18 protein-coding genes are annotated in these 20,899 nt (G+C 68.9%); 12 read left to right on the top strand and 6 right to left on the bottom strand.

From position 1 onward, the window contains the following. Positions 1 to 552: 552 nt before the first annotated feature. From AB0C75_RS06960 to AB0C75_RS06945, 4 genes are all read right to left on the bottom strand, one after another. Entirely contained in the window at positions 553 to 3,123 is a 2,571-nt protein-coding gene (locus AB0C75_RS06960) for a family 78 glycoside hydrolase catalytic domain (protein ID WP_329228596.1), read from the bottom strand. A 70-nt stretch (positions 3,124 to 3,193) separates the two neighbouring features. After that, positions 3,194 to 4,102 (bottom strand): carbohydrate ABC transporter permease, encoded by a 909-nt coding sequence (locus AB0C75_RS06955; protein WP_329228598.1) that lies wholly within the window; start codon positions 4,100 to 4,102, stop codon positions 3,194 to 3,196. A 5-nt stretch (positions 4,103 to 4,107) separates the two neighbouring features. Beyond that, positions 4,108 to 4,992, bottom strand: coding sequence for a sugar ABC transporter permease (locus AB0C75_RS06950; RefSeq protein WP_362887835.1), 885 nt, complete (start codon positions 4,990 to 4,992; stop codon positions 4,108 to 4,110). A gap of 109 nt (positions 4,993 to 5,101) precedes the next feature. Then, complete coding sequence (locus AB0C75_RS06945) at positions 5,102 to 6,418, bottom strand: extracellular solute-binding protein (protein WP_329228602.1); 1,317 nt, start codon at positions 6,416 to 6,418, stop codon at positions 5,102 to 5,104. A 251-nt stretch (positions 6,419 to 6,669) separates the two neighbouring features. On the opposite strand from AB0C75_RS06945, the gene AB0C75_RS06940 reads away from it, so the two are divergent. Together AB0C75_RS06940 and AB0C75_RS06935 are read left to right on the top strand one after the other, a co-directional pair. After that, on the top strand, positions 6,670 to 7,719 hold the full coding sequence (locus AB0C75_RS06940; RefSeq protein WP_362887833.1) for a LacI family DNA-binding transcriptional regulator: 1,050 nt from the start codon (positions 6,670 to 6,672) through the stop codon (positions 7,717 to 7,719). An 87-nt stretch (positions 7,720 to 7,806) separates the two neighbouring features. Then, positions 7,807 to 8,832 (top strand): LacI family DNA-binding transcriptional regulator, encoded by a 1,026-nt coding sequence (locus AB0C75_RS06935; protein WP_329228606.1) that lies wholly within the window; start codon positions 7,807 to 7,809, stop codon positions 8,830 to 8,832. Positions 8,833 to 8,841: 9 nt separating this feature from the next. Here AB0C75_RS06935 and AB0C75_RS06930 read toward each other — a convergent pair whose 3' ends face one another. Continuing rightward, entirely contained in the window at positions 8,842 to 10,005 is a 1,164-nt protein-coding gene (locus AB0C75_RS06930) for an MFS transporter (RefSeq protein WP_329238590.1), read from the bottom strand. Between the two features lie 282 nt (positions 10,006 to 10,287). Beyond that, entirely contained in the window at positions 10,288 to 11,217 is a 930-nt protein-coding gene (locus AB0C75_RS06925) for a LysR family transcriptional regulator (protein ID WP_329228608.1), read from the bottom strand. Positions 11,218 to 11,344: 127 nt separating this feature from the next. On the opposite strand from AB0C75_RS06925, the gene AB0C75_RS06920 reads away from it, so the two are divergent. The 10 genes from AB0C75_RS06920 (at position 11,345) to AB0C75_RS06875 (ending at position 20,752) form a co-directional block, all read left to right on the top strand. Continuing rightward, positions 11,345 to 12,346 carry a fumarylacetoacetate hydrolase family protein gene (locus AB0C75_RS06920; RefSeq protein ID WP_329228610.1) on the top strand — a complete coding sequence of 334 codons (1,002 nt, stop codon included), beginning with the start codon at positions 11,345 to 11,347 and terminating at the stop codon, positions 12,344 to 12,346. Next, the gene (locus tag AB0C75_RS06915) at positions 12,343 to 13,305 is read left to right on the top strand and encodes a cyclase family protein (RefSeq protein ID WP_329228612.1); all 963 of its coding nucleotides are present in this window, start codon (positions 12,343 to 12,345) and stop codon (positions 13,303 to 13,305) included. Before AB0C75_RS06920 ends, AB0C75_RS06915 begins: the two co-directional genes overlap by 4 nt. Positions 13,306 to 13,328: 23 nt before the next feature. Continuing rightward, positions 13,329 to 14,459, top strand: coding sequence for an FAD-dependent oxidoreductase (locus AB0C75_RS06910; protein ID WP_362887830.1), 1,131 nt, complete (start codon positions 13,329 to 13,331; stop codon positions 14,457 to 14,459). After that, positions 14,456 to 15,454: an amidohydrolase family protein gene (locus AB0C75_RS06905; protein ID WP_329228615.1), complete on the top strand. Its 999-nt coding sequence runs from the start codon at positions 14,456 to 14,458 to the stop codon at positions 15,452 to 15,454. Before AB0C75_RS06910 ends, AB0C75_RS06905 begins: the two co-directional genes overlap by 4 nt. Before the next feature lie 23 nt (positions 15,455 to 15,477). After that, positions 15,478 to 16,416 carry a VOC family protein gene (locus AB0C75_RS06900; RefSeq protein ID WP_329228617.1) on the top strand — a complete coding sequence of 313 codons (939 nt, stop codon included), beginning with the start codon at positions 15,478 to 15,480 and terminating at the stop codon, positions 16,414 to 16,416. Between the two features lie 104 nt (positions 16,417 to 16,520). Further along, entirely contained in the window at positions 16,521 to 17,585 is a 1,065-nt protein-coding gene (locus AB0C75_RS06895; RefSeq protein WP_329228618.1) for an MBL fold metallo-hydrolase, read from the top strand. Positions 17,586 to 17,608: 23 nt separating this feature from the next. Beyond that, positions 17,609 to 18,580: a fumarylacetoacetate hydrolase family protein gene (locus AB0C75_RS06890; RefSeq protein WP_329228620.1), complete on the top strand. Its 972-nt coding sequence runs from the start codon at positions 17,609 to 17,611 to the stop codon at positions 18,578 to 18,580. After that, positions 18,577 to 19,344, top strand: coding sequence for an SDR family oxidoreductase (locus AB0C75_RS06885; protein ID WP_329228621.1), 768 nt, complete (start codon positions 18,577 to 18,579; stop codon positions 19,342 to 19,344). Before AB0C75_RS06890 ends, AB0C75_RS06885 begins: the two co-directional genes overlap by 4 nt. Next, positions 19,341 to 20,096 (top strand): CoA transferase subunit A, encoded by a 756-nt coding sequence (locus tag AB0C75_RS06880; protein WP_329228623.1) that lies wholly within the window; start codon positions 19,341 to 19,343, stop codon positions 20,094 to 20,096. Before AB0C75_RS06885 ends, AB0C75_RS06880 begins: the two co-directional genes overlap by 4 nt. Then, the gene (locus tag AB0C75_RS06875; protein ID WP_329228624.1) at positions 20,093 to 20,752 is read left to right on the top strand and encodes a CoA transferase subunit B; all 660 of its coding nucleotides are present in this window, start codon (positions 20,093 to 20,095) and stop codon (positions 20,750 to 20,752) included. Before AB0C75_RS06880 ends, AB0C75_RS06875 begins: the two co-directional genes overlap by 4 nt. The last annotated feature ends 147 nt before the right edge of the window (positions 20,753 to 20,899 follow it).

The following is a 20,899-nucleotide window of genomic DNA, read 5'->3' as shown; positions in this document are numbered from 1 at the left end:
AATGCGGTGAGGGGGGCGGCAGAGAGAAATTTTCGTCTGTTCACAGCGGCTCTCCGAATACGTTCTGGCGGCTGCGTGACGCGCCGCCGCGGGGGGAATGGGGCCGGTCAGGAGGTCAGGTTCCTGGCCGGCCCCAACAGACGGGTAGCGCAATTGCGCATGCGTGGAACACATACAAGGTGTGCCTCATTTGCAGATTCCACCGAGATAGCTCTGCCGCATCCCACGACAGCGATACCCGATGCTCATCGACATCGACGCACGCAGCGCCTTACCCAACATGCGGAAAACTATTGCCTGTTCATACCCAGGTCAACCCTCCGACAGCACCTCTTCAAAGAAGCCTCTGACCAGCAAAGAAGCTCTCCATCCGGCTGAAATGGATTTGAAATTTTCAATCGGCGGCCAGACAAGACCACCTCCCCATCACTCCGCTGGATCCCGCCCATTCGCGAGGAAAATACAAAAACCCACGGAGGTAGCTAGATAACCTCGTGCGGCCCGACACAGGAAGTGCCTGTGTCGGGCCGCACGAGGTTATTCTTCAATAATTCAGAAGACCGCCCCAGGGATATCGGCGGTATCGAGGACGTGTTCCCCCGCGTGCAGGGTGATCGGCGCACAGCCGGGCAGTTCGGCGATGGCACGGCAGCCCTCGGGGACGGTGCAGCGCGCTGTGAGGCCGGTGGCGGTCACTTCCCAGGACAAGGACGCGGTCCCGTAAGGGGTTTCGTGCCGGGTGCGGGCCCATGTGAGGCCTCCTCCGGGCTGCGGTCGGAAGGAGATCTCCCGGTAGCCCGGGGCTGTGGCCGTGATGCCGCCGACGACCCGGTGCAGCCAGTCGGCGACGGCGCCCAGGGCGTAGTGGTTGAAGGAGGTCATGCCACCCGGGTTGAGGCTGCCGTCGGGCCGCAGGCTGTCCCAGCGTTCCCAGATGGTGGTGGCGCCCTGGGTCACGGTGTAGAGCCATGAGGGGCACTCGGTGTGGAGCAGTAGGCGGTAGGCGACGTCGAGGTGGCCGGTGTCGGTGAGTGCGTCGCAGATCAGTGGGGTGCCGACGAATCCGGTGGCGATCCGGGCGTCGTCTGCGAGGACGAGTTCGGCGAGCCGGTCGCCCGCGTGCTGCCGCTGCTGGGGGGTGAGCAGGCCGAAGACGATTCCCAGAGCGTAGGCAGTAGGGCTGTCGCTGGTCATGCGGCTGGATGGCAGGACGTACTGGCGGCGGAAGGCCTCGGTGACCTCGTCGGCCAGGGCGGCGTACCGCTCGGCGTCTGCGTCCTCTCCCAGCGCGGTCGCGGAGAGTGCGAGGTGGCGGGCGGAGTGGGCGAAGTATGCGGTGGCGACGAGATAGCGGTCGGTGATGCCGGCCGCCGGGTCCTCCGGTGGGGCGGCGGGGTCGAGCCAGTCCCCCAGCTGGAAGCCGGTGTCCCACAGACGGCTCGGCCCGGCGAGTCGTTCCATGAGGTCGACCCATGACGTGGCCATGGGGTAGTGGCGTCGGAGGAGATCGATGTCGCCGAAGCGCTGGTGGAGCGTCCAGGGGGTGAGCGTGGCGACGTCGCCCCAGGCGGCTCCGGGCTGGATCGGCGTCCACATCGGTTCGCCCGGTATGACGGGCACGTACCAGGGGATGGTGCCGTCGGGAAGCTGTTCGAGACCGACGTCGGTGAGCCAGGAGTCGAGCATGCCGGCGCAGTCGTAGAGGTAGCTCGCGGTGGGGGCGAAGACCTGGATGTCTCCGGTCCAGCCGAGGCGTTCGTCGCGCTGGGGGCAGTCGGTGGGGATGTCGACGAAGTTGCCGCGCATGCTCCAGAGGACGTTCTCGTGCAGCCGGTTGACCAGTTCGTCGCTGCACTCGAACCAGCCGGTTCGCCGCATATCGGTGTGGTAGACCCGGGCCTTCACCATGCTGGTACTCAAGTCGGCTGACCACCCGCTGACTTCGGCGTAGCGGAAGCCGTGGAGGGTGAAGCGGGGTTCCCAGGTGAGTGGGCCCCGGCCGGAGAGGATCAGGGTGTCGGTGGCGTACGCCTCGCGCAGTGGCCGCGTGGCGAGTTCGCCTTCCTGGAGGACCTCGGCATGCCGGAGGGTGACGGTGGTGCCGGCCGGTCCGTCGAGGGTGAGGCTGAGGCGGCCGACGAGGTTCTGGCCGAAGTCGAGGAGGTGGCGGCCATCGCCGGTGCGGGTGACAGAGACCGGGGGGATCTCCTCGGTGCAGCGCACCGGGGGTCCCATGGGTGCGACGAGGGTGTCGGGGTCTCGTTTGCCGGTCCGTACGGGCGTCCACGTGTCGGAGGAGGTGGGCGAGGGTGTGCACCAGTGCGGGTCGTGCAGTCGGGCGTCGAACGTCTCGCCCTCGTAGAGGCCGCTGGTCAGGATCGGGCCCGGGGCCGCTCTCCAGGTGCCGTCCGTGGCGACGACGACGGTGGTGCCGTCGTCGTACTCCACCTCCAGCTGGGCGAGCAGGGCCTGGTCGGTGCCGTAGATGTTGCGGGTGCCGCCGTCGAAGCCGTACTTGCCCCGGTACCAGCCGTCACCGAGCCAGGCGCCGATGGTGTTGGCGCCCTCGGTGAGCTGGGCGGTGACGTCGTGGGTGCGGTAGCGCAGGCGGTGCGGGTAGACCGTCCAGCCCGGGGCCAGTGTCTCGTCGCCGACGCGGTGGCCGTTGATCTCGGCTTCGTACAGGCCGTGCGCCGAGACGTACAGGCGGGCGCGCCTGAGGGGGCGGTCGAGCGCGAAGTCCTTTCGGACCCGGGCCGGGCATCGCTCGGCTTCCGGGTCCTCGTCCCATCCGGCGCCTACGGGGACCGCCTGCCAGTCGGTCGGGTCGAGGAGACCGGCTTCGACGACACGGGGTTCGCTCCACGCCGACGGCTCCCCGTCGTCCGGGGTCCAGACGCGGACCCGGACGGTCGCGCGTTCTCGCGAGGCCAGTGGCTCGCCGGGCCAGGGGGCCAGTATCTGGCCGGGGTCGTCGACGCGTCCCGTGTGGTGGAGGTTGCCGGCGCGCTCGATTTCCAGTTCGTACGCCTGCTGAACGCCGGCACCCAGTGGCAAAGTCCAGGTGAGACGGGGGGCGGCGACTCCGATGCCGAGTCCGTCCGGAAGGTGCTCGAAGAACACCGGTGAAGGCTGAGGGGGGAGCAAGAGGGGGACCTTTCATACACGTGCGGCAGCGGGGCGGGGGCGGGTCTCAGCCCTTGACCGCTCCCGAGGTGAGGCCCTTCATGACCTTCTGATTGAGGAAGAGATAGATCAGGAGGGTGCCGAACACGTTGATGCAGATGGCCGCGAACAGCGGACCGTACTGGGTTGCGCCGAAGTCGCCGGTGAAGTTGAGCAGGCCGACCTGGATGGTCCGTAGATCCTGGTTGTTGGTGAAGGTCAGCGCGATGAGCAGGTCGTTCCAGATGAAGAAGAACTGCACCAGACCGACCGTCAGCAGGGCGTTGCGGACCAGAGGCACGCTGATGGTCCAGAAGGCGCGCAGAATGCCGGCGCCGTCGATGGTGGCGGCCTCGAAAAGCTCACGAGGGACGGTGCGGTAGTACGTGGCCATCATGAAGACGGTCAGCGGCAGGCCGGTTCCGGTGTACGTGAGGATCAGTGGCCACAGGGTGCCGGACAGTCCCGTCTGGAAGTACACGGTGAACAGCGGCAGAAGGATCATCTGCGGGGGCACCATCATGCCCGCCAGGAAGACCAGCAGGGTGAGGCTGCGCCCCTTCCACACCATGACCTGCAGAGCAAATCCCGCGGCCGTTCCCAGGAGCAGCATGAGTGCCAGGGAGGGCAGGACGGCGAGGAGGCTGTTCTGGACGTAGAGGCCCAGGTGGCCGGTGGTCCAGGCCTCGGAGTAGTTGCCCCACTCCCATGTCGTCGGCAGACTCCAGGTGGAGTTGTTGAGGTAGTCGTCGTTGGACTTCAGGGACGTCAGGAACATCCAGATCAACGGGTAGATCTCGACGACCAGCAGCAGGGTGACAACGATCTTCACCCCCAGCCGGCGCGGTGCCCAGGCCCTGCGGACCGGCCCGGTGGTTCCGGAAGGAGCTCGGTGCCGGCGGCCCGCGGAGGTCTTCACAGGTGTGTCGATGGCCATGGCGCTCAGCCCTCCGTGAGGTCGCGCTGCGAGACGCGGTAGACGACCAGGCTCACCAGCAGGCAGACCACGGTCAGCAGCAGGGCGATGGTGCTGCCGTAGCCGTAGTCGCTGTAGGTGAACGACGTCTGGAACATGTACAGGGTCAGGGGCGTGGTGCCGCTGCCGGGGCCGCCGTTGGTGAGGGCGACGACGGAGTCGAAGACCTTCAGGGTGCCGTTGATGCTGAAGATGAGTGACGACATCAGCACCGGCAGGGACAGCGGCAGCACGATGTGCCGGATCAGCCGGAGCCCCGAGGCCCCGTCCAGGCGGGCCGATTCGAGGACCTCGTCGGGGATGTCGACCAGACCGGCGAAGAGCAGTACGGCGTAGAAGCCCATGGAGCGCCAGATGTCCATGCCGATCAGGACCCAGAACGCGCTTCCCGCGCTTCCGAAGAAGTCGATGGAGTCGATTCCGACCGCGTTGAGCAGCGAGTTGACCGGGCCTGTCTGCGGTGCGACCTGGAAGAACTTCTGGAACAGCAGACCCACCGCGACCGTGGGCAGCACGACGGGGAAGAAGGCCAGGGTGCGGATGAGCGCGGAGGACTTCTTGAGGAAGAAGACGTACAGCAGGGCCAGCAGATAGCCAGCGACGACCTGTCCCACCGTGACGACGGCGCCGTACTTGAGGGTGAACCAGAGCGCGTCCCGTACGGCTTCGTCGGTGAACAGGCGCTGGAAGTTGTCCAGTCCGTTGCCGGTGAAGCCGTCGATGGTGTTGCCCTTGGTGAAGGAGTAGCCGAGCGACCACACCATCGGGACGAGCATGATCAGGGAATACACGAGGAGTGCGGGACCGAGCAGGATCAGGATGGCCCTGCGGTCACCGAGGACGCGGTGCATGGGTGGTGTCCACTTCATTTCCGTTGAAGAGACCTGCCGTGCGGGACCGGGGGCGGCACACGCGGGGTGCGGGGCGTGCGAGGAGGCCGGTTGGGCCGCCCCCGGTCGGTCACTGGGCGGTCAGGGCGTCCTGCACGGTCTGCATGAACTTCTGCGGAGTCATGCTGCCGCTGACCAGGGACGCGGCGTTGGTCTGGCTGATCGTGGTGGCCTTGGTACTGAAGAGGGCCTCGAACCACAGCACGTTCTGCTTCGACCCGCCGATGGTCTCCCTGACCTGCGTGGTGACCTCGTTGGCGTCCTTGACGTCGCCGTTGACCTTGAAGCCGGAGATCGCTCCCTGGTCCTTCAGCACGGTCGCGCCGTAGTTCTTGGCGATACAGGCGGTCCAGTCGCCCGCCTTGTCGTCGAAGGACTTCCTCGCAAGGGTGATGCCCAGACCGACGTTGGACGGGTACTGGCCGATCGCGCCCTTGCCTCCGGCCACCGCGGGGAAGGGCATGAACCCGACGTTCTCGGCGCCGACCTTGTTCTGCTCGGCGTCGGAGATGTTGCTCAGTGCCCAGCTGCCCATGTAGAACATGGCAGCCTTGCCGCTGAGGAACTGGTTCATCGCCGTGTCGTAGTCGATGGAGCCGAGGCCCTTGCCGAAGTAGCCCTTCTTGCCGAGTTCGGCGACTTCCTCGGCGGCCTTGACGTACTCGGGATCGGTCAGCGCGGCCTTGCCTTCGGCGACCTTCTTGAGCGCGTCGGGACCGAGGCTGCGGTAGAGGTACCCGCTGATGAGGCGGGTGAGAGGCCAGCCCTGCTGTCCGGACGCGGAGAACGGCTGCACGCCCTTGCTCTCGAGCTTGGCAGAGGCGTCGACCAGCGCGTCCCACGTGGCGGGCTCGGATATGCCGTTCTCGGTGAAGAGCTTCTTGTTGTAGAAGATGCCCTCGATGTTGTACTCGTACGGCAGGACCGCCAGTTTGCCGTCGTAGAGCGCCTTGACCGTCGAGACGGCGGCGGGCTCGATCTGGTCCAGGACCCCGAGGTCCTTCAGTTCCTTCTCCAGGTCGGCGATCTTCCCGGATCCTTCGAGCTGGTTCGTGAGCGCCGGGGCGTTGCCTGCGGCGAACTGCACCGGAAGTGCGTCCTGACCGGCCAGGAGCTGGAGCTTCTGGTCGAGACTTGCCTGCGGAACCGTCTCCACCTTCAGCGGCAAGGCCTTGTTCTGGGCCTCGCACTCGCCCTTGGACAGGGTGGTCAACGCCGTCTTGACCGCGGTGTTCTCCGTGACGCTGAGGTAGCTGAAGTCCTTCGGTGCGGACGAGGAGCTGGCGCCGCTGCCGCCGCAGGCAGTGGCCAGGAGCGACAGTGAGGCGGCACCGGCGGTGAACAGGCTCAGGCGTGCACGGTGGGCACGGGACATACGAGGGGACACGGAAGACTCCCAAGAAGTATGGAGAGGAAGGCGAGGCTGCGGAGCGGCACGAAGGGCGACGTAGGCCCTGCCACGAGGAGAGCGTGTAAAACGTTCTCTACTAAGATTGGGCAACACCCTGCACCCCTCCATCCTTTTCCGTCAAGACACAGAGAAGTAACACTGCCGTGTTGCGGAAGACCACTTGACGGCCCACGGGGAACCTGGTGTAGACCGTTACACTCACCACTACGAGATCCGGAGCACTGACGATGGACCGGGCTGCGACACCCAGACAGAACAAGCGTGTAACCATCACCGATGTCGCCCGGCACGCGGGCGTGTCCACCGCCGCCGTCTCCAAGGTGATGCGCAACGCCTACGGTGTGAGCCCGGCTATGCAGGAGAAGGTCAGAGCGGCGATCGCCGAGCTCGGCTATCGCCCGCACGCGGCGGCGCGTGGCATGCGAGGCCGGACCTACACGATCGGTGTGCTGCTGGACAACGTGCGCAACGCGTTCTTCGCCGACATCCTCGACGGCGTCCAGGACGAACTCCGCGACAGCGAGTACACCGTGCTGATCGGCGCGGCAGGATTCTCGCCGGAGGAGCAGGCCAGGACCATCCGCTCCATGGTCGACCGACAGATGGACGGCCTGATCCTCATCGCCCCGGGGACGTCGCGCCACGAGGTGCTGGCGACGGCTGCGGACACGCCCACCGTGGTCCTCGGCCACCACGACGGATCCGACATCCACGACTCGGTCGTCGATGCCGACGACATCGGAGCCGGCCTGGTCGTCGACCATCTGGTCTCTCTGGGCCACCGCGACATCGCCCTGGTCTCGGCCCCGGGCACCAAGGCCAACCGGTGGAAGCGCACTCCCGAGATCGTGCTGACCGCCGGATACCTGGAGGCAATGGAACGGCACGGACTGTCCGAGCACGCGCAGGTGCTGCACGCCGCGTACTCGGACGAAGGCGGCTTCAAGGCGGGAATGACCCTGCTGACGGCCACACACCGGCCGACCGCCGTCATGACTGGCGCCGATGTCGCGGCTCTGGGCGTCTACCGCGCGGCCCACGAACTCGGCTTGCGTATCCCCGAGGACGTCTCTCTGGTGGGCTACAACGACACCGCTCTCGCCGCCTTGGCGACTGTTCAGCTCACCAGCGTCGACCAGGCCGGACACACCATGGGCTCCACCGCCGCCCGCATGCTCATCGAGCGGGTGGAAGGCAGACGGGACCGTGCCATGCAGACGACCATGACTCCGCGTCTCGTGCAACGCGGCAGCACCGCGGCCCTGGGGAGCCGTTGAACCATGCCTCGGCGGGCGCCCGCAACCGTTCCCACGGTGATCCCGGCACCGGGGCCCCGGCCGGATGCAGGGACGGTTCAAAAGGGCGTGGCGGCCCGCCGGACCGGCATCAAGGACGTCGCACGCGAGGCCGGCGTGTCGCTCGGCACCGTGTCGAACGTCCTCAACCGCCCGGAGATCGTCGCCGAGTCCACACGCAGGCGCGTTCTCGAAGTGATCGACTCGATCGGATACGTACGCACCGAAGGCGCACGGCAGTTGCACGGCCTGGCCTCCCGTGTGATCGCCGTCGTCGGGCTGGACTCGGCGGGCCCTTCCTTCACGGCGCTGACCACCGGCGTCGAGCAGGCCGCCCGCAAGGCGGACCTCGGCGTCATGGTGTGCACCGGCGCCCGTGACCTCGCGGAGGAAGCCCGGCACCTCGCGCTGATCACCTCGCACCAGCTTCGCGGGGCCGTGCTGATGTCCGGTGACGGAGTCGGCCGGACGGTGGCCGCGTTCCGTCGGCATGCGGTGCCCTTCGTCATGGCCGACCAGTGCGCGCCCGAACCGGGCAGGTGCTCTGTGGGTGTCGACGACGTCGCCGGTGGTCACGCGGCGGTCCGTCACCTGCTTGGGCAAGGACACCGATCCGTCGTCCACGTGGGCGGACCCGAGCGGCTCGCACCGATCCGGGACAGGCGCAGGGGTGCACGCAATGCCGTCAGCCGGTCCGGACTCCCCTCCGTCTCCCTGCACGAACTCTCGTGCCTGGACATGACGGTGAGCGCGGGCAAGGACGCCGGGCAGCGCATCCTCGGCATGCCGACGCGGCCGACCGCCGTCTTCTGCGCCGACGATCTGCTCGCTCTGGGGGTGATGCAGGCCCTGTACGAGGCCGGGCTGAGGGTGCCGGAGGACATCGCAGTGGTCGGCTACGACGATCTCGCGTTCGCCGCGTCCGCCGTCGTGCCGCTGACCACGGTACGGAGACCGACCGTCGCCATGGGACGACAGGCCGGCCGCCTCCTCATCGAGGACACCGCGCATGACGCCGCTCACGAGCATGCCCGCGTCGTACTGCAACCGGAACTGGTCGTGCGCCGGTCCACCTTGGCAGTGCCGGCGCGGTGACCTCGAAGGTCAGGGCTGCTCAGGAGCATGGCGCAGTGGGGCGGTCGGCGTCCGCCGGGCCAGGAGAAGCGGGGCAGCGGCGAGGAGCAGGGTGACCAGGCCGAGTGCTCCGACGGCCGAACCGAGGTCGCCGAGGGACTCCTTGCCGCCGAGAAGGATCAGCGGGCAGGCGAACTCGCCGAGGAAGAACGCCGAAGTCCACAGACCGGTACCGCGCCCCCGGTCTGCGAAATCGAGGCGGGACATGGCCAGCGTCAGCAGGGACGGCAACAGCAGACCCGTGCCCACGCAGTTCACCACAGCGCCCGCGATCAACAGGGGCAGGCTGTCACTCAGTCCCATCAGAAGGAAACCCGCGGCGCACAGTAGGAGGACGACGGGCAGACGGCGTTGTGGGTGGCTCGTGAGCCGGGTGAAGAGCACCGAGCCTAGGACGGTGGCCGCACTCGCGACCGCGGTGGCGGCACCTATACCTCCAGTGGAGTCGACGCCCAGGTCGTCGAGGAGGTACGACATCTCCACGGGGACGGTGTAGAAGACGACGGCACCGAATGCGGTCAACAGGCAGATCCCAGCCATCCGGCGCACCGGGAAGGGCCGCTTGTCCGCCGCGAAAGCGGCCGGCTCACGCTTCACCCCGGCTGAAGGCTGTGGCGTCGGCAGCGCGCGGGCCATGGCGGGGGCGAGCAGCAGCCCGATTCCGTACAGCCAGAACGGCGCCTGCCAGCCGGCCCCTCCAAGGGCTCCGCCGAGTGCGAAGAAGACGGTGGCGGATGCCGATGCGCACATGGTCTGAAGTGCGAGGTAGCGGTCGCGGACGCGCCCGGAGTAGTAGTCACCGATCAGCGTCGTGCACGCGGTCATGATCGCCGCCTCGGCCACCCCCACCAGCACACGGCTGACGAGAATGCCCTGCAACGAGTCCACGTACAGCGGGACCGTGCCGAACAGCGTGTACAGGAGCGTCGCCACGACCAGGAGGCGCTTGCGGCCGAGACGATCGACGATGACACCCGCGAAGGGAGCCAGCAGCGCCAACGACAGGGCGGGAACGGTCAGCACCAGGGGAACCAGCGCCGCGCTCCCGGCGACGTCTGCGAAGTGCTCCTGCATGCGGGGCAGGACCGGTGCGAGCAACACGGCGCCGAGGACTGGCAGGCAACTGCCGGCCATGAGCAGGGCGGCAGGGAGCTTTCCCTGCACGTCCGGGGAAGCGTAGGCAGGGGAAGGCGGGGCAGCGGGAGCGGACACAGCGGCACTCCAGAGCGCGAGGCGGGAAGGGGGTGTGCGTGGCGCCCGGTCCGTCCGGCGAGGACGTCGGTGCGCGGGGGCAGCGATGTGACACGACTATGCGGCCCCCTCGATGGCCTGCCCAGCCCTGCCGTGATCCGATTTTCTGATGCCATCGATCCACGCCGTGGATACCGGGATTCGGCCCTGCGCCACCGCCGCCCGTCAGGACGGCCCCGGCCTCTCCTGCGTGTCGGTCATGCGCCTGCCGACCCGGGCAGCCGTTTCACGGAGCCAGATGTGTGCGGCGTCGTGGGTGTGTACGGGGTGCCACCACATCGCCTCCTGCAGCGGCACCGCCTCGTACGGCGGCTCCACCACGCGTACGGGGGCGAGCGGTGCCAGCAGGCGGGCGAGGCGTTCCTGGATCAGGGCGATGCGCCGGGTCCCGGCCACCAGCAGCGGAAGCAGCTGGAAGCTGTCGACGGAGACCTCGACGCGCGGCTCGACGCCGAGCATGCCGAGCTGTCGCACGGCCGGGGCGTCGTACGTGCGCTGGTAGGTGACCCAGGGCAGCCGTGCCAGATCCTGGCGGGTCAGGCGGTCCTCCACGCTCGGGTGGTCGTCCGCGACGAGGAAGACCCAGCTGTCCTGGTAGAGGTCGGTGGCGGGGAAGTCGCTGACGACGCCGTGCGGCATGAGCAGGCCGTCGGTGGTGCTCAGCAGCGTGCCCGTGTCGTCGACGACGGACGTCGGGGGCTGGGTGAAGCGCAGGCGGATGCCGGGGGCCTCCTCGTGCATGACCCTGGCGAGCTCGGTGCCGAAGACGGCGACGGCGTAGTCGGACGCGATCAGCTTGAACTCCCGGCTCTCGCTCGTCGGGTCGAAGTCGGCCTGGCTGGCGAACAGGCGCTCCAGGACGTCGTAGGCGGTCGAGGTGCGGTCGAGCAGGACCTGCCCGAGGGCGGTGAGTTCGTAGTGGCCGCCGACCCGGGCGAGCAGGTCGTCGTCGAAGTGGCGGCGCAGTCGGGCCAGCGCGGCGCTCATGGCGGGCTGGCTGAGCCCGATGCGTTGTCCGGCGCGCGTGACGTTGCGCTCCTCCAGGAGAGAACGCAGCGCGACGACGAGGTTGAGGTCCAGACGGGACAGGTTCACGGGCTTTCCCCTTGCGATATGGCGCCTACCAGGGTGAATTAACACCGTGGATGGCTAGCATCCACACAATCTATTTCCATGATTGTGGGTGGCGGGTCCAGATTAGTCACATCGCAATCAGGAGGACATGTTCGTGAAACCTGCACCCGCATCCGCGCTCTTCGCCGGACCGTTCGCCCTCGCCACACTGTCGGCCCCGGAGGGACCCGCGTTCCCCGCTCTGGTCACCCCCGACGCCCAGGTGCTCGATCTGCGAGCCGCTCTCGGCGACGACCGACTTGCCGTCCGGAGTCTCCTGGAGGACTGGGAGGCCACCCTCCCTCGTCTGGAAGCACTGGCCGAGGACGGCGGACAGCAGCGGAAGCCGCTGGCGGACTTCCAGGTGCACGCTCCCGTCGAGCCGCGCCAGGTCTTCCAGTCGGGCGCGAACTACCGGCAGCACGTCATCGACCTGCACGTCGCGCACAAGGCCCCGGGCGACGAGCGTTCCGAGGAGGAGCGGCGTGCGGAGGCGGCGGAGATCATGGACCGCCGGGCGGCGGAGGACCTGCCTTACGTGTTCATCGGTCTGCCGAGCGCGATCACCGGCCCGTACGACGACGTGGTGCTCCCTGCCTGGGCCGGGAAGCCCGACTGGGAGCTGGAGCTGGCCGCGGTCATCGGCCGCCCCGCCTACCAGGTGTCCGCCGAGGAGGCGATCGATCACGTCGCCGGGTACACGATCGCCAACGACCTCACCGATCGCGCGACCGTCTTCCGCCGGGACATGCCCCAGATCGGCACCGACTGGCTGCGCAGCAAGAACGCTCCCGGTTTCACACCGCTCGGCCCCTGGATCGTGCCGGCCACGTCCGTCGCGGACACGGACGACCTGCAGGTGACGCTGAAGTTGAACGGCGAGACCATGCAGGACGAGTCCACCAAGGACATGATCTTCGATGTCGCCCGTGTAGTGGCCTACGCCTCGCAGACCGCGCAGCTCCTGCCCGGCGACGTGGTGCTGACGGGCAGTCCTGCCGGCAACGGGATGCACTGGGGCCGGCTGCTGCGCGACGGGGACGTCATGGAGGGTTCGGTCACCGGCCTCGGCGTCCAGCGCACCCGCTGTGTCGCGGAGGAGACCTCATGAGCCTCGACCGCACCGACCCCGAGCGCTCGATCGCCGAGGCCGCCACAGCCTGCTCCAACTGGGGGCGCTGGGGTGCGGACGACGTCCTGGGAACCCTGAATTTCCTGGATGAGGCCAAGCGCCGCGAGGGTGCGGCCCTCATCCGGCGGGGTGTCAGCTTCTCGCTCTCCCAGCGCTTCGACATGGACGGCCCGCAGAAGGGCTGGCGCCGGCGCACCAACCCGGTGCACACCATGCTCGACACCGGTACGGACGCCGTCGTCACGGGGCAGGGCTTCCCGCACGGGCTCGGCGGCGCCGACGACGTCATCGCGATGCCGCTGCAGTGCTCCACCCAGTGGGACGGGCTCGGGCACATCTTCGACCACGGCAAGGCCTGGAACGGGCGCCCGGCCGAGAAGGTCGTCACCTCCGAGGGCGACCTGGTCACCGGCATCGAGCACATGGCACCGCACGTCGCGGGACGGGGAGTGCTGCTGGACGTCGGCCGCGTGATGGGTGAGGACGGGGAGTTGCCCGACGGCTTCGCGATCACCACGGAACACCTGGTCGCCACGGCCGAGGCCCAAGGGGTGGGTGTCGGCCGTGGTGACATCGTGCTGGTGCGCACCGGGCAGCTCGCCCGGACCCGCCGCGACGGCTGGGGCGACTACGCCGGAGGCCCGGCCCCCGGCCTGTCCTTCACCACGGCCGGCTGGCTGCACGGCACGGAGATAGCCGCGATCGCCACCGACACGTGGGGCTTCGAGGTGCGGCCCAACGAGTTCGACCACGCCTTCCAGCCGCTGCACCAGGTCGCCATCCCCAACATCGGTCTTCTCATCGGTGAGATGTGGGACCTCGATGCACTCGCCGAGGACTGCGCGACGGACGGGGTCTACGCGTTCTGGCTCACCGCCGCGCCGCTGCCCATCACCGGCGCGGTCGGCAGCCCGGTCAACCCGATCGCCGTCAAGTAACACCAGGAACAAGGGAGTTCCCCATGAGTAGAACCCGTAAGGTCCTGGTGATCGGTGGCGGCGCGGCCGGCAACGCCATCACGGTCCTGCTGCGCCGGGCCGGCGTCGACGTCGATCTGATCGAAGCGAAGGACGACTGGAACGCCACGGCCGGGTCCGGCATCACCCTCCAGGGCAACGCCCTGCGCGTGCTGCGTGAGCTCGGCGTGTGGGAGCAGGTGGAGGCGTCGGGTTACGGATTCGGCTCGGTCGGCATCACCGCCCCGGACGGCACGGTCCTGCACGCACAGGACGACATCCGCAGCGGTGGCGACGACCTCCCTGCAACCGTCGGCATGCAGCGCCCCCAGCTCCAGCAGATCCTCATCGACGCCGTCCGCGCCAGCGGAGCCGACGTACGCCTCGGTGTCAGGGCCACCACCCTGGATCAGGACCGCGACGGCGTCGCCGTCCGCTTCACCGACGGCACCGACGGCCGTTACGACCTGGTGATCGCCGCGGACGGCCTCGGTTCCACGACCCGCGCCGCGATCGGCATCGCGGCGAAGCCGGAGCCGACCGGCATGGCCATCTGGCGCGTCGCCGCCCCACGGCCCATGGGACTGACCCGCACCGACCTCGCCTACGGCGGCCCGGCCCACATCGCCGGGTACTGCCCCACCAGCGAGACCACCCTCTACGCGTACGTGGTCGAGGCGAACCGCGACCGCGCCTCCATCCCGCCGGAGTCCTACGCCGACGAGATGCGCCGCCTGACCTCCGCCTACGGCGGCTTCTGGCCGGAGATCACCGAGACGATCACCGACCCGTCCAAGGTCAACTACACCTGGTTCGACCGCATGCTGATCGAGGGCTCGTGGCACCGCGGCCGGGTCGTCCTCGTCGGCGACGCCGCCCACTGCTGCCCTCCCACCCTCGCGCAGGGCGCCGCCCTGTCCCTGGAGGACGCCTGGGTCCTCGCGCAGATGCTGACCGGCTCCGACACCTGGGACGACTCCCTGTTCCAGGCGTACTACGAGCGCCGCATCACACGGGTCCGTCCCGTCGTGGAGGCCTCCGTACAGATCGGGCAGTGGCAGCTCGACGGGGTACGTGACGCCGATGTTCCCGGCCTGATGGGCCGCACCATGACCATGCTCCGGGAGCTGCCGTGACCACCCCGACAATCGACGTCCACGCCCACGTCCTTCTGCCCGAGGTCGAGGCACTCGTCGCCGGCCTGACCGGCCACGCCGAGGCCAAGCAGCTCGACGCCCGGCGCAACGGCCGCGCCGCTCTCGCCGTCAGCGGTCCCATGGTCGGCGAGCGGATCCCGAAGCTGACCGACGTCGCCGTACGTCTCGCGTCGATGGACGCGCAGGGTGTGGACGTCCAGCTGGTCAGCCCCTCCCCGTCGCACTACCACTACTGGGCCGACGAGGACACGGCGGAGAAGGTGTACCGGCTCGCCAACGAGGCCACCGCCGCACACTGTTCGGCGGCACCCGAGCGGCTCCACGGTCTCGGGCTCGTGCCCCTCCAGCACCCGGGTCTGGCGGTACACGCGCTCGACCACGCGCTGGAGCAGGGGCTGCTCGGGGTGGAAATCTCCAGCCACGCTCCAGGGCGCGAGCTGTCCGACCCGGCCTACGAGCCGTTCTGGGCCCGTGCGGAGGAGACGGGCGCAATCCTGTTCCTGCACCCCTTCGGCTGCACGCTCGACGAACGCCTCGACCAGTGGTACCTGTCCAACACCGTCGGCCAGCCCACCGAGAACGCCGCCGCCCTCTCCCACCTCATCTTCTCCGGGGTACTGGACCGGCACCCGGGACTGAAGCTGATCGCCGCCCACGGCGGGGGCTACCTGCCCACCCACATCGGCCGCTCCGACCACGCCTGGTCGACGCGCACCGACGCGGGCGCCGACTGCGCCCACCTGCCCAGCAGCTACCTGAAGCGGATCTACTTCGACTCCCTCGTGCACGACCCGCGTGTGCTGGGCTCGTTGATCGAGGTCGCAGGAGCGGACCGGGTCGTGCTCGGCTCCGACTTCCCCTTCGACATGGGGTCCGAGGACCCGGTCGGCGCCCTGCGCGCCGCGCGGCTGTCCGTGACCGACTTCGACGCGGTACGCGGCGGCAACGCCGCCGCCCTGCTGCGACTCGCCTGAACCTCAACGAGGAGGAAACCATCATGAGCGCACGCCTGCTCACCCACCTGCGCCACGTCGACCTGGCGGTGCCGGACTACGACAAACAGCTCGACTTCTACGCCGGCGTCTGGGGCCTCACCAAGGTCTCCGAGGACTCCGGGATCTCCTTTCTCGCCGCCGAGGGCTCCCCCGAGCAGTACGTCGTACGACTGCGCAAGGCCGAGCAGAAGCGGCTCGACCTCGTCTCCTACGGCGCCGCGAACCCGGCCGACGTGGACACCCTCGCCGAGAGGCTCCTCGCCGGCGGCGTGCAACTGATCTCGCGGCCCGGCACGGTGGACACCCCGGGCGGGGGGTACGGCTTCCGCTTCTTCGACGTCGACGGCCGCACGATCGAGGTCTCGGCCGACGTCGAGGTCCGGCAGCACCGGAAGATCGAGGAGAAGGAGGCCATCCCGGTCAAGCTCTCCCACGTCGTCCTCAACTCCCCCGACCTCAACCGCACCCGTCAGTGGTACGAGCGCCACCTCGGCTTCGCCCTTTCCGACACGCTCTCCTCACCGCACATGGGCGAGGTCATGCACTTCATGCGGATCAGCAACCAGCACCACTCCATGGCCATCGCCCAGGGTCCGCACACCGCCCTGCACCACGTCTCCTTCGAGATGCGCGGCATCGACGAGTACATGCGCGGCTCCGGCCGCGTCATGCGAGCCGGTTTCAAGAAGGTCTGGGGCCCCGGTAGGCACATGGCCGGCGACAACACCTTCACGTACTTCCTCGACCCCCACGGCAACACCGTCGAGTACACCACCGAGCTGGAGAACCTCGACGAGGACACCTGGCACCCCCACGTCTACGACTTCTCCCGGCCCGAAGTCACCGACCAGTGGGGCACCGCCAACGCCATGAACGAGATCGTCGCCAAGGAGTCCTTCAACGACCCCGACCGCGGCGTCTTCATCGCCCCGCCCGTCTGAGGCACGCCCCCGGGCGGTACGGCGGCCCGCCGTCCCGCCCGCAGGGCAAACTCCGATCCGTCTCCCCCCGCTTTCGCATCGGCGCCGATCGAAGGAACCAGCAGATGAGCCCTAGCACCACCCCGTTGTCCCGGCGCGGCCTCCTCGCCGGGGGCGCGGCAGCCACCGCTCTCGCGGTCACGCCGCAGACGGCCGCGGCCGCAGCCTCGCACCACGCGCCGGACCCGGGACGGCACCGCCTGGTGGTACATCTGCTGGGGACGGCGGGCGGCCCACCGCCGTACGGCGACCGGATGGGCATCGCCTCCGCCGTGACCGTCGGGTCGGACACCTATCTCGTGGACTGCGGCCGCGGAGCGGTGACACAGTACCTGCGGGCAGGCCTGTCGATGCCCTCCCTCAAGGGCATCTTCCTCACCCACCTGCACTCCGACCATCTCGTGGACTACTTCGACTTCCCCCTGTTGTGCGCCGGTGTGATGCCGCCCCAGCCCGGACTCGGCGGAACCGTTCGTGTCTGGGGCCCTGGACCGAGCGACACGGTGCACAGCGGCCCCGTCTCCCCCGAGCAGCCGGCGCCGGGCATCATCGAGACGACCCGACGTGCCAACGCCGCCTTCGCCGCCTCCACCAACGCTTTCGTCGCCGAGGGCTTCGGGGTCGATCCCCTGTCGATGCTCGACGTGAGGGAGCTGTCGGCCCGGCCCGGCACCGTGGTGACGGTGCTGGAGACGCCCGCGCTCAAGGTGACGGCCACCCGGGTGCCGCACGGCAACATGTCCCCTGCCTACGCCTACCGGTTCGACACCGAGCACGGCTCGGTGGTCTTCTCCGGCGACACCAGTCGCAGCGACGACCTCATCGCCCTGGCCCGGGACTGCGATCTGCTGGTTCACGAGACCATCCAGTCCGCCTGGTTCGAAGAGCAGAAGCTGCCCACGCCTGTGGTCGAGCACATGCGTCAGGTCCACACCGACATCGGTGAGATCGGAGGCATCGCTGCGGCCGCACGGGCGCGCCAGGTGGTCCTCACCCATCTCGCGCCGGCGGGCCCGCAGCAGTTCACCGACCGCCAGTGGTCCGCCGCGGCCCGGGACTCCGCCCGGGCGGCGGGCTACCGGGGCCGCATCACCGTGGGGCACGACCTTATGCGCATCCCGCTCGCCTGATCCCACCTCTCTGGAGCCGCACCATGCGTTTCGCCGCTTATGAACACCAGCACCGCCGGAGGGTCGCGGTCGTGGAGGAGGACGGCACCCTCCTCCCCCTCCCCGGGGTCACCGACCTCGCCGCGCTGGTCAGGGAGACCGGCGGACTGCCCGGCCTCCTGGAGGCCGGCGCGGCGGCCCTCGACGTACCACCGGGGCCTGACGTCTCCCAGGTGCGGCTGCTGCCCCCGCTCCAGCCCGCCTCCGTGCGGGACTTCGTCACCTTCGAGGAGCACGTCGAGGGGGTGCGCCGCGCCGTGGAGGGGACGGCCGGTGTGCCCGAACAGTGGTACGCGGCCCCGACCTTCTACTTCACCAACCCGCACGCGATCTACGGCCCGCAGGACGGCATCCCCGTGCCCCCGGGTTCGTCCGTGCTCGACTTCGAGCTGGAGGTGGGTGCCGTGATCGGCCGGGAGGGCCGCGACCTCACGCCCGCCCAGGCCCGTGACCACATCGTCGGTTACACGGTCTTCAACGACTGGTCCGCCCGTGACCTCCAGGGTGCGGAGATGAAGGTCGGTCTCGGCCCCTGCAAGGGCAAGGACACCGCCACCACCCTGGGGCCCTATCTGGTGACCGCCGACGAGCTGGAGCCGCACCGCGACGCCGAGGGCTTCCTGCGGCTCGCCATGAGGGCGGAGATCAACGGGCAGGTGGTCGGCGAGGACCTGCTGTCCAACATGAGCTGGACCTTCGAGGAGATGACCGCCTACGCCTCGCGCGGCACCCACGTGGTCCCCGGTGACGTGCTCGGTTCAGGCACCTGCGGCAACGGCGGCTGTCTGGCCGAGCTGTGGGGCATGCGCGGCGATCGGACCCCGCCGCCTCTGGTGCCGGGCGACACCGTCGCCCTCACCGTCGAGGGACTCGGCACCCTCACCAGCACCGTGGTCCCCGGTGTGGAGCCCCTCCCGCTCCCCGCAGGCCGGCGTCGCACCCGGGAACGGCCGTGAACGAGCCGCACCCCAAGAGGCTGATCGGCAAGGTCGTCGTCGTCACCGGTGCGGCCCAGGGCCAGGGCGCCGCCGAGGCTGCGGCCCTCACCCGTGAGGGCGCCCGGGTGATCACAACGGACGTCGTGGAGGCATCCGGCTGCCGGCGGCTGGACGTCACCAGCGAGGAGGACTGGGCCGAACTGGCCCGCGAACTGCGGGAGTCGTACGGTCAGGTGCACGGCCTGGTCAACAACGCGGGCATCACCTGGCGGGCCCGCGTGGGCGACGCCAGGCCGCAGGACATGGCACGCGTCCACGCGGTGAACGTCACCGGTCCGCTGCTCGGCATCCAGCACCTGGCACCGCTCATGCCGGCCGGCGCCTCCATCGTGAACGTCGGTTCCTCGGCCGCCCTCACGGGCCACTACCCGGTCGCCTACACCACCAGCAAGTGGGCGCTGCGGGGCCTGTCGAAGACCGCCGCGCTCGAACTCGGACCCCAGGGCATCCGTGTCAACACGATCCACCCCGGCTACATCGAGACCGAGATGACGGCCTCGACTGCCCCTGAGTTCCGTGAGTCCAACATCCGTGAGACACCGCTGGGCCGCACCGGGAGCGTCGAGGAGGTGACGCCCCTGGTGGTCTTCCTGCTCTCGGGCGAGTCCTCGTTCATCACCGGGGCGGAGATCCCCGTCGACGGTGGTCTCACCTCGCACGGCGGCGTCAAGTCCGTCTCCGACGCCCTGGGCCCATTCGGCCGAAAGGACATCCGCCCATGAACAAGGTCTGCGCCGGCGTCGCGGAGGCGGTCGCCGACATACCCGACGGGGCTTCGCTCGCTGTCGGAGGCTTCGGCCTGGCCGGCATCCCCGCCGTCCTCATCGACGCCGTCCACGCGCAGGGCGCGACCGCTCTGGAGGTCGTCTCCAACAACTGCGGAACGGATGACCGCGGTCTCGGCGTGCTGCTGGCCGCCGGCCGCATCACCCGCGTCACCGGCTCCTACGTCGGTGAGAACAAGGAGTTCGCCCGTCAGTACCTCTCCGGCGAACTGGAGGTGGAACTCACCCCACAGGGCACACTCGCCGAGCGGCTTCGCGCGGGCGGCGCGGGCATCCCCGCCTTCTACACCCCGGCCGGCGTCGGCACCCAGGTGGCCGAGGGTGGCCTGCCGTGGCGGTACGCACCCGACGGGACCGTCACGGTCGCATCGCCGCCCAAGGAGACCCGGCAGTTCCGTGGACGCCCCTACGTCCTGGAGCACGGCATCACCACCGACTTCGCCCTCGTACGGGCCTGGCGCGGCGACCGCCACGGCAACCTCGTCTTCCGCCGCGCGGCCGCGAACTTCAACCCGCTCGCCGCGATGGCCGGCCGCATCACCGTCGCCGAGGTCGAACAACTGGTCGAACCCGGCGAACTGGGCCCCGACGAGGTGCACCTGCCGGGCATCTACGTACAGCGGGTGGTGGAGCTGACCCCGGCCCAAGCGGGCGACAAGCATATCGAGAAGAGGACCGTACGCGCATGAGCACCACGGGCTGGAACCGCGACCAGATGGCCGCTCGCGCCGCCGCCGAACTCACCGACGGTTCCTACGTCAACCTGGGCATCGGCCTCCCCACCCTCGTCCCCGGCCACCTCCCACTTGGGGTGCACGTCGTGCTGCACTCCGAGAACGGCATCCTCGGCACCGGCCCCTACCCCACAGAAGAAGAGGCCGACCCCGACCTGATCAACGCCGGCAAGGAGACCGTGACCGTCCGGCCCGGGGCCTCATTCTTCGACTCGGCACTGTCCTTCGGGATGATCCGCGGCGGCCACATCGACACCGCTGTCCTCGGAGCCATGCAGGTGTCGGCTCAGGGAGATCTGGCGAACTGGATGATCCCCGGAAAGATGGTCAAGGGCATGGGCGGTGCCATGGACCTCGTCCACGGCGCCCGCCGCGTCATCGTCCTCATGGACCACACCGCCAAGGACGGCACGCCGAAGATCCTTCAGGAGTGCACCCTGCCCCTGACCGGCCAGAACTGCGTCCACCGGATCATCACCGACCTCGGTGTCCTCGATGTCACCGACGAGGGCCTCGCCCTCGTCGAAACCGCTCCGGGAGTGACCATCGAGGACATCACCGCGCGCACCGGCGCTCCCCTGCGCCTCGTCAGCAGCGCTGCCGTCTGCTGACCGCGGCACCGGACCGATACGCGGAGCAGCGGCTCGCGGCATGCGAGCCACCGGCCCCGTGGACCACCCATTGACATCAGGGAAACACCACCGCAATGTAATCAGTACACCAATGATTGGTGTACTGATTAAACACATCGACTCTCT

Source organism: Streptomyces sp. NPDC048565, assembly GCF_040650935.1.
Classification (GTDB): Bacteria; Actinomycetota; Actinomycetes; order Streptomycetales; family Streptomycetaceae; genus Streptomyces.
This window is presented reverse-complemented; position numbering and strand designations above follow the sequence as displayed.

Coding starts and splice junctions, on each gene's coding strand:
- AB0C75_RS06955 (WP_329228598.1), bottom strand. CDS start 4,102: ATGGCCATCGACACACCTGTGAAGACCTCCGCGGGCCGCCGGCACCGA.
- AB0C75_RS06950 (WP_362887835.1), bottom strand. CDS start 4,992: ATGCACCGCGTCCTCGGTGACCGCAGGGCCATCCTGATCCTGCTCGGT.
- AB0C75_RS06940 (WP_362887833.1), top strand. CDS start 6,670: ATGGACCGGGCTGCGACACCCAGACAGAACAAGCGTGTAACCATCACC.
- AB0C75_RS06930 (WP_329238590.1), bottom strand. CDS start 10,005: ATGGCCGGCAGTTGCCTGCCAGTCCTCGGCGCCGTGTTGCTCGCACCG.
- AB0C75_RS06920 (WP_329228610.1), top strand. CDS start 11,345: ATGTTCGTGAAACCTGCACCCGCATCCGCGCTCTTCGCCGGACCGTTC.
- AB0C75_RS06915 (WP_329228612.1), top strand. CDS start 12,343: ATGAGCCTCGACCGCACCGACCCCGAGCGCTCGATCGCCGAGGCCGCC.
- AB0C75_RS06910 (WP_362887830.1), top strand. CDS start 13,329: ATGAGTAGAACCCGTAAGGTCCTGGTGATCGGTGGCGGCGCGGCCGGC.
- AB0C75_RS06900 (WP_329228617.1), top strand. CDS start 15,478: ATGAGCGCACGCCTGCTCACCCACCTGCGCCACGTCGACCTGGCGGTG.
- AB0C75_RS06895 (WP_329228618.1), top strand. CDS start 16,521: ATGAGCCCTAGCACCACCCCGTTGTCCCGGCGCGGCCTCCTCGCCGGG.
- AB0C75_RS06890 (WP_329228620.1), top strand. CDS start 17,609: ATGCGTTTCGCCGCTTATGAACACCAGCACCGCCGGAGGGTCGCGGTC.
- AB0C75_RS06880 (WP_329228623.1), top strand. CDS start 19,341: ATGAACAAGGTCTGCGCCGGCGTCGCGGAGGCGGTCGCCGACATACCC.
- AB0C75_RS06875 (WP_329228624.1), top strand. CDS start 20,093: ATGAGCACCACGGGCTGGAACCGCGACCAGATGGCCGCTCGCGCCGCC.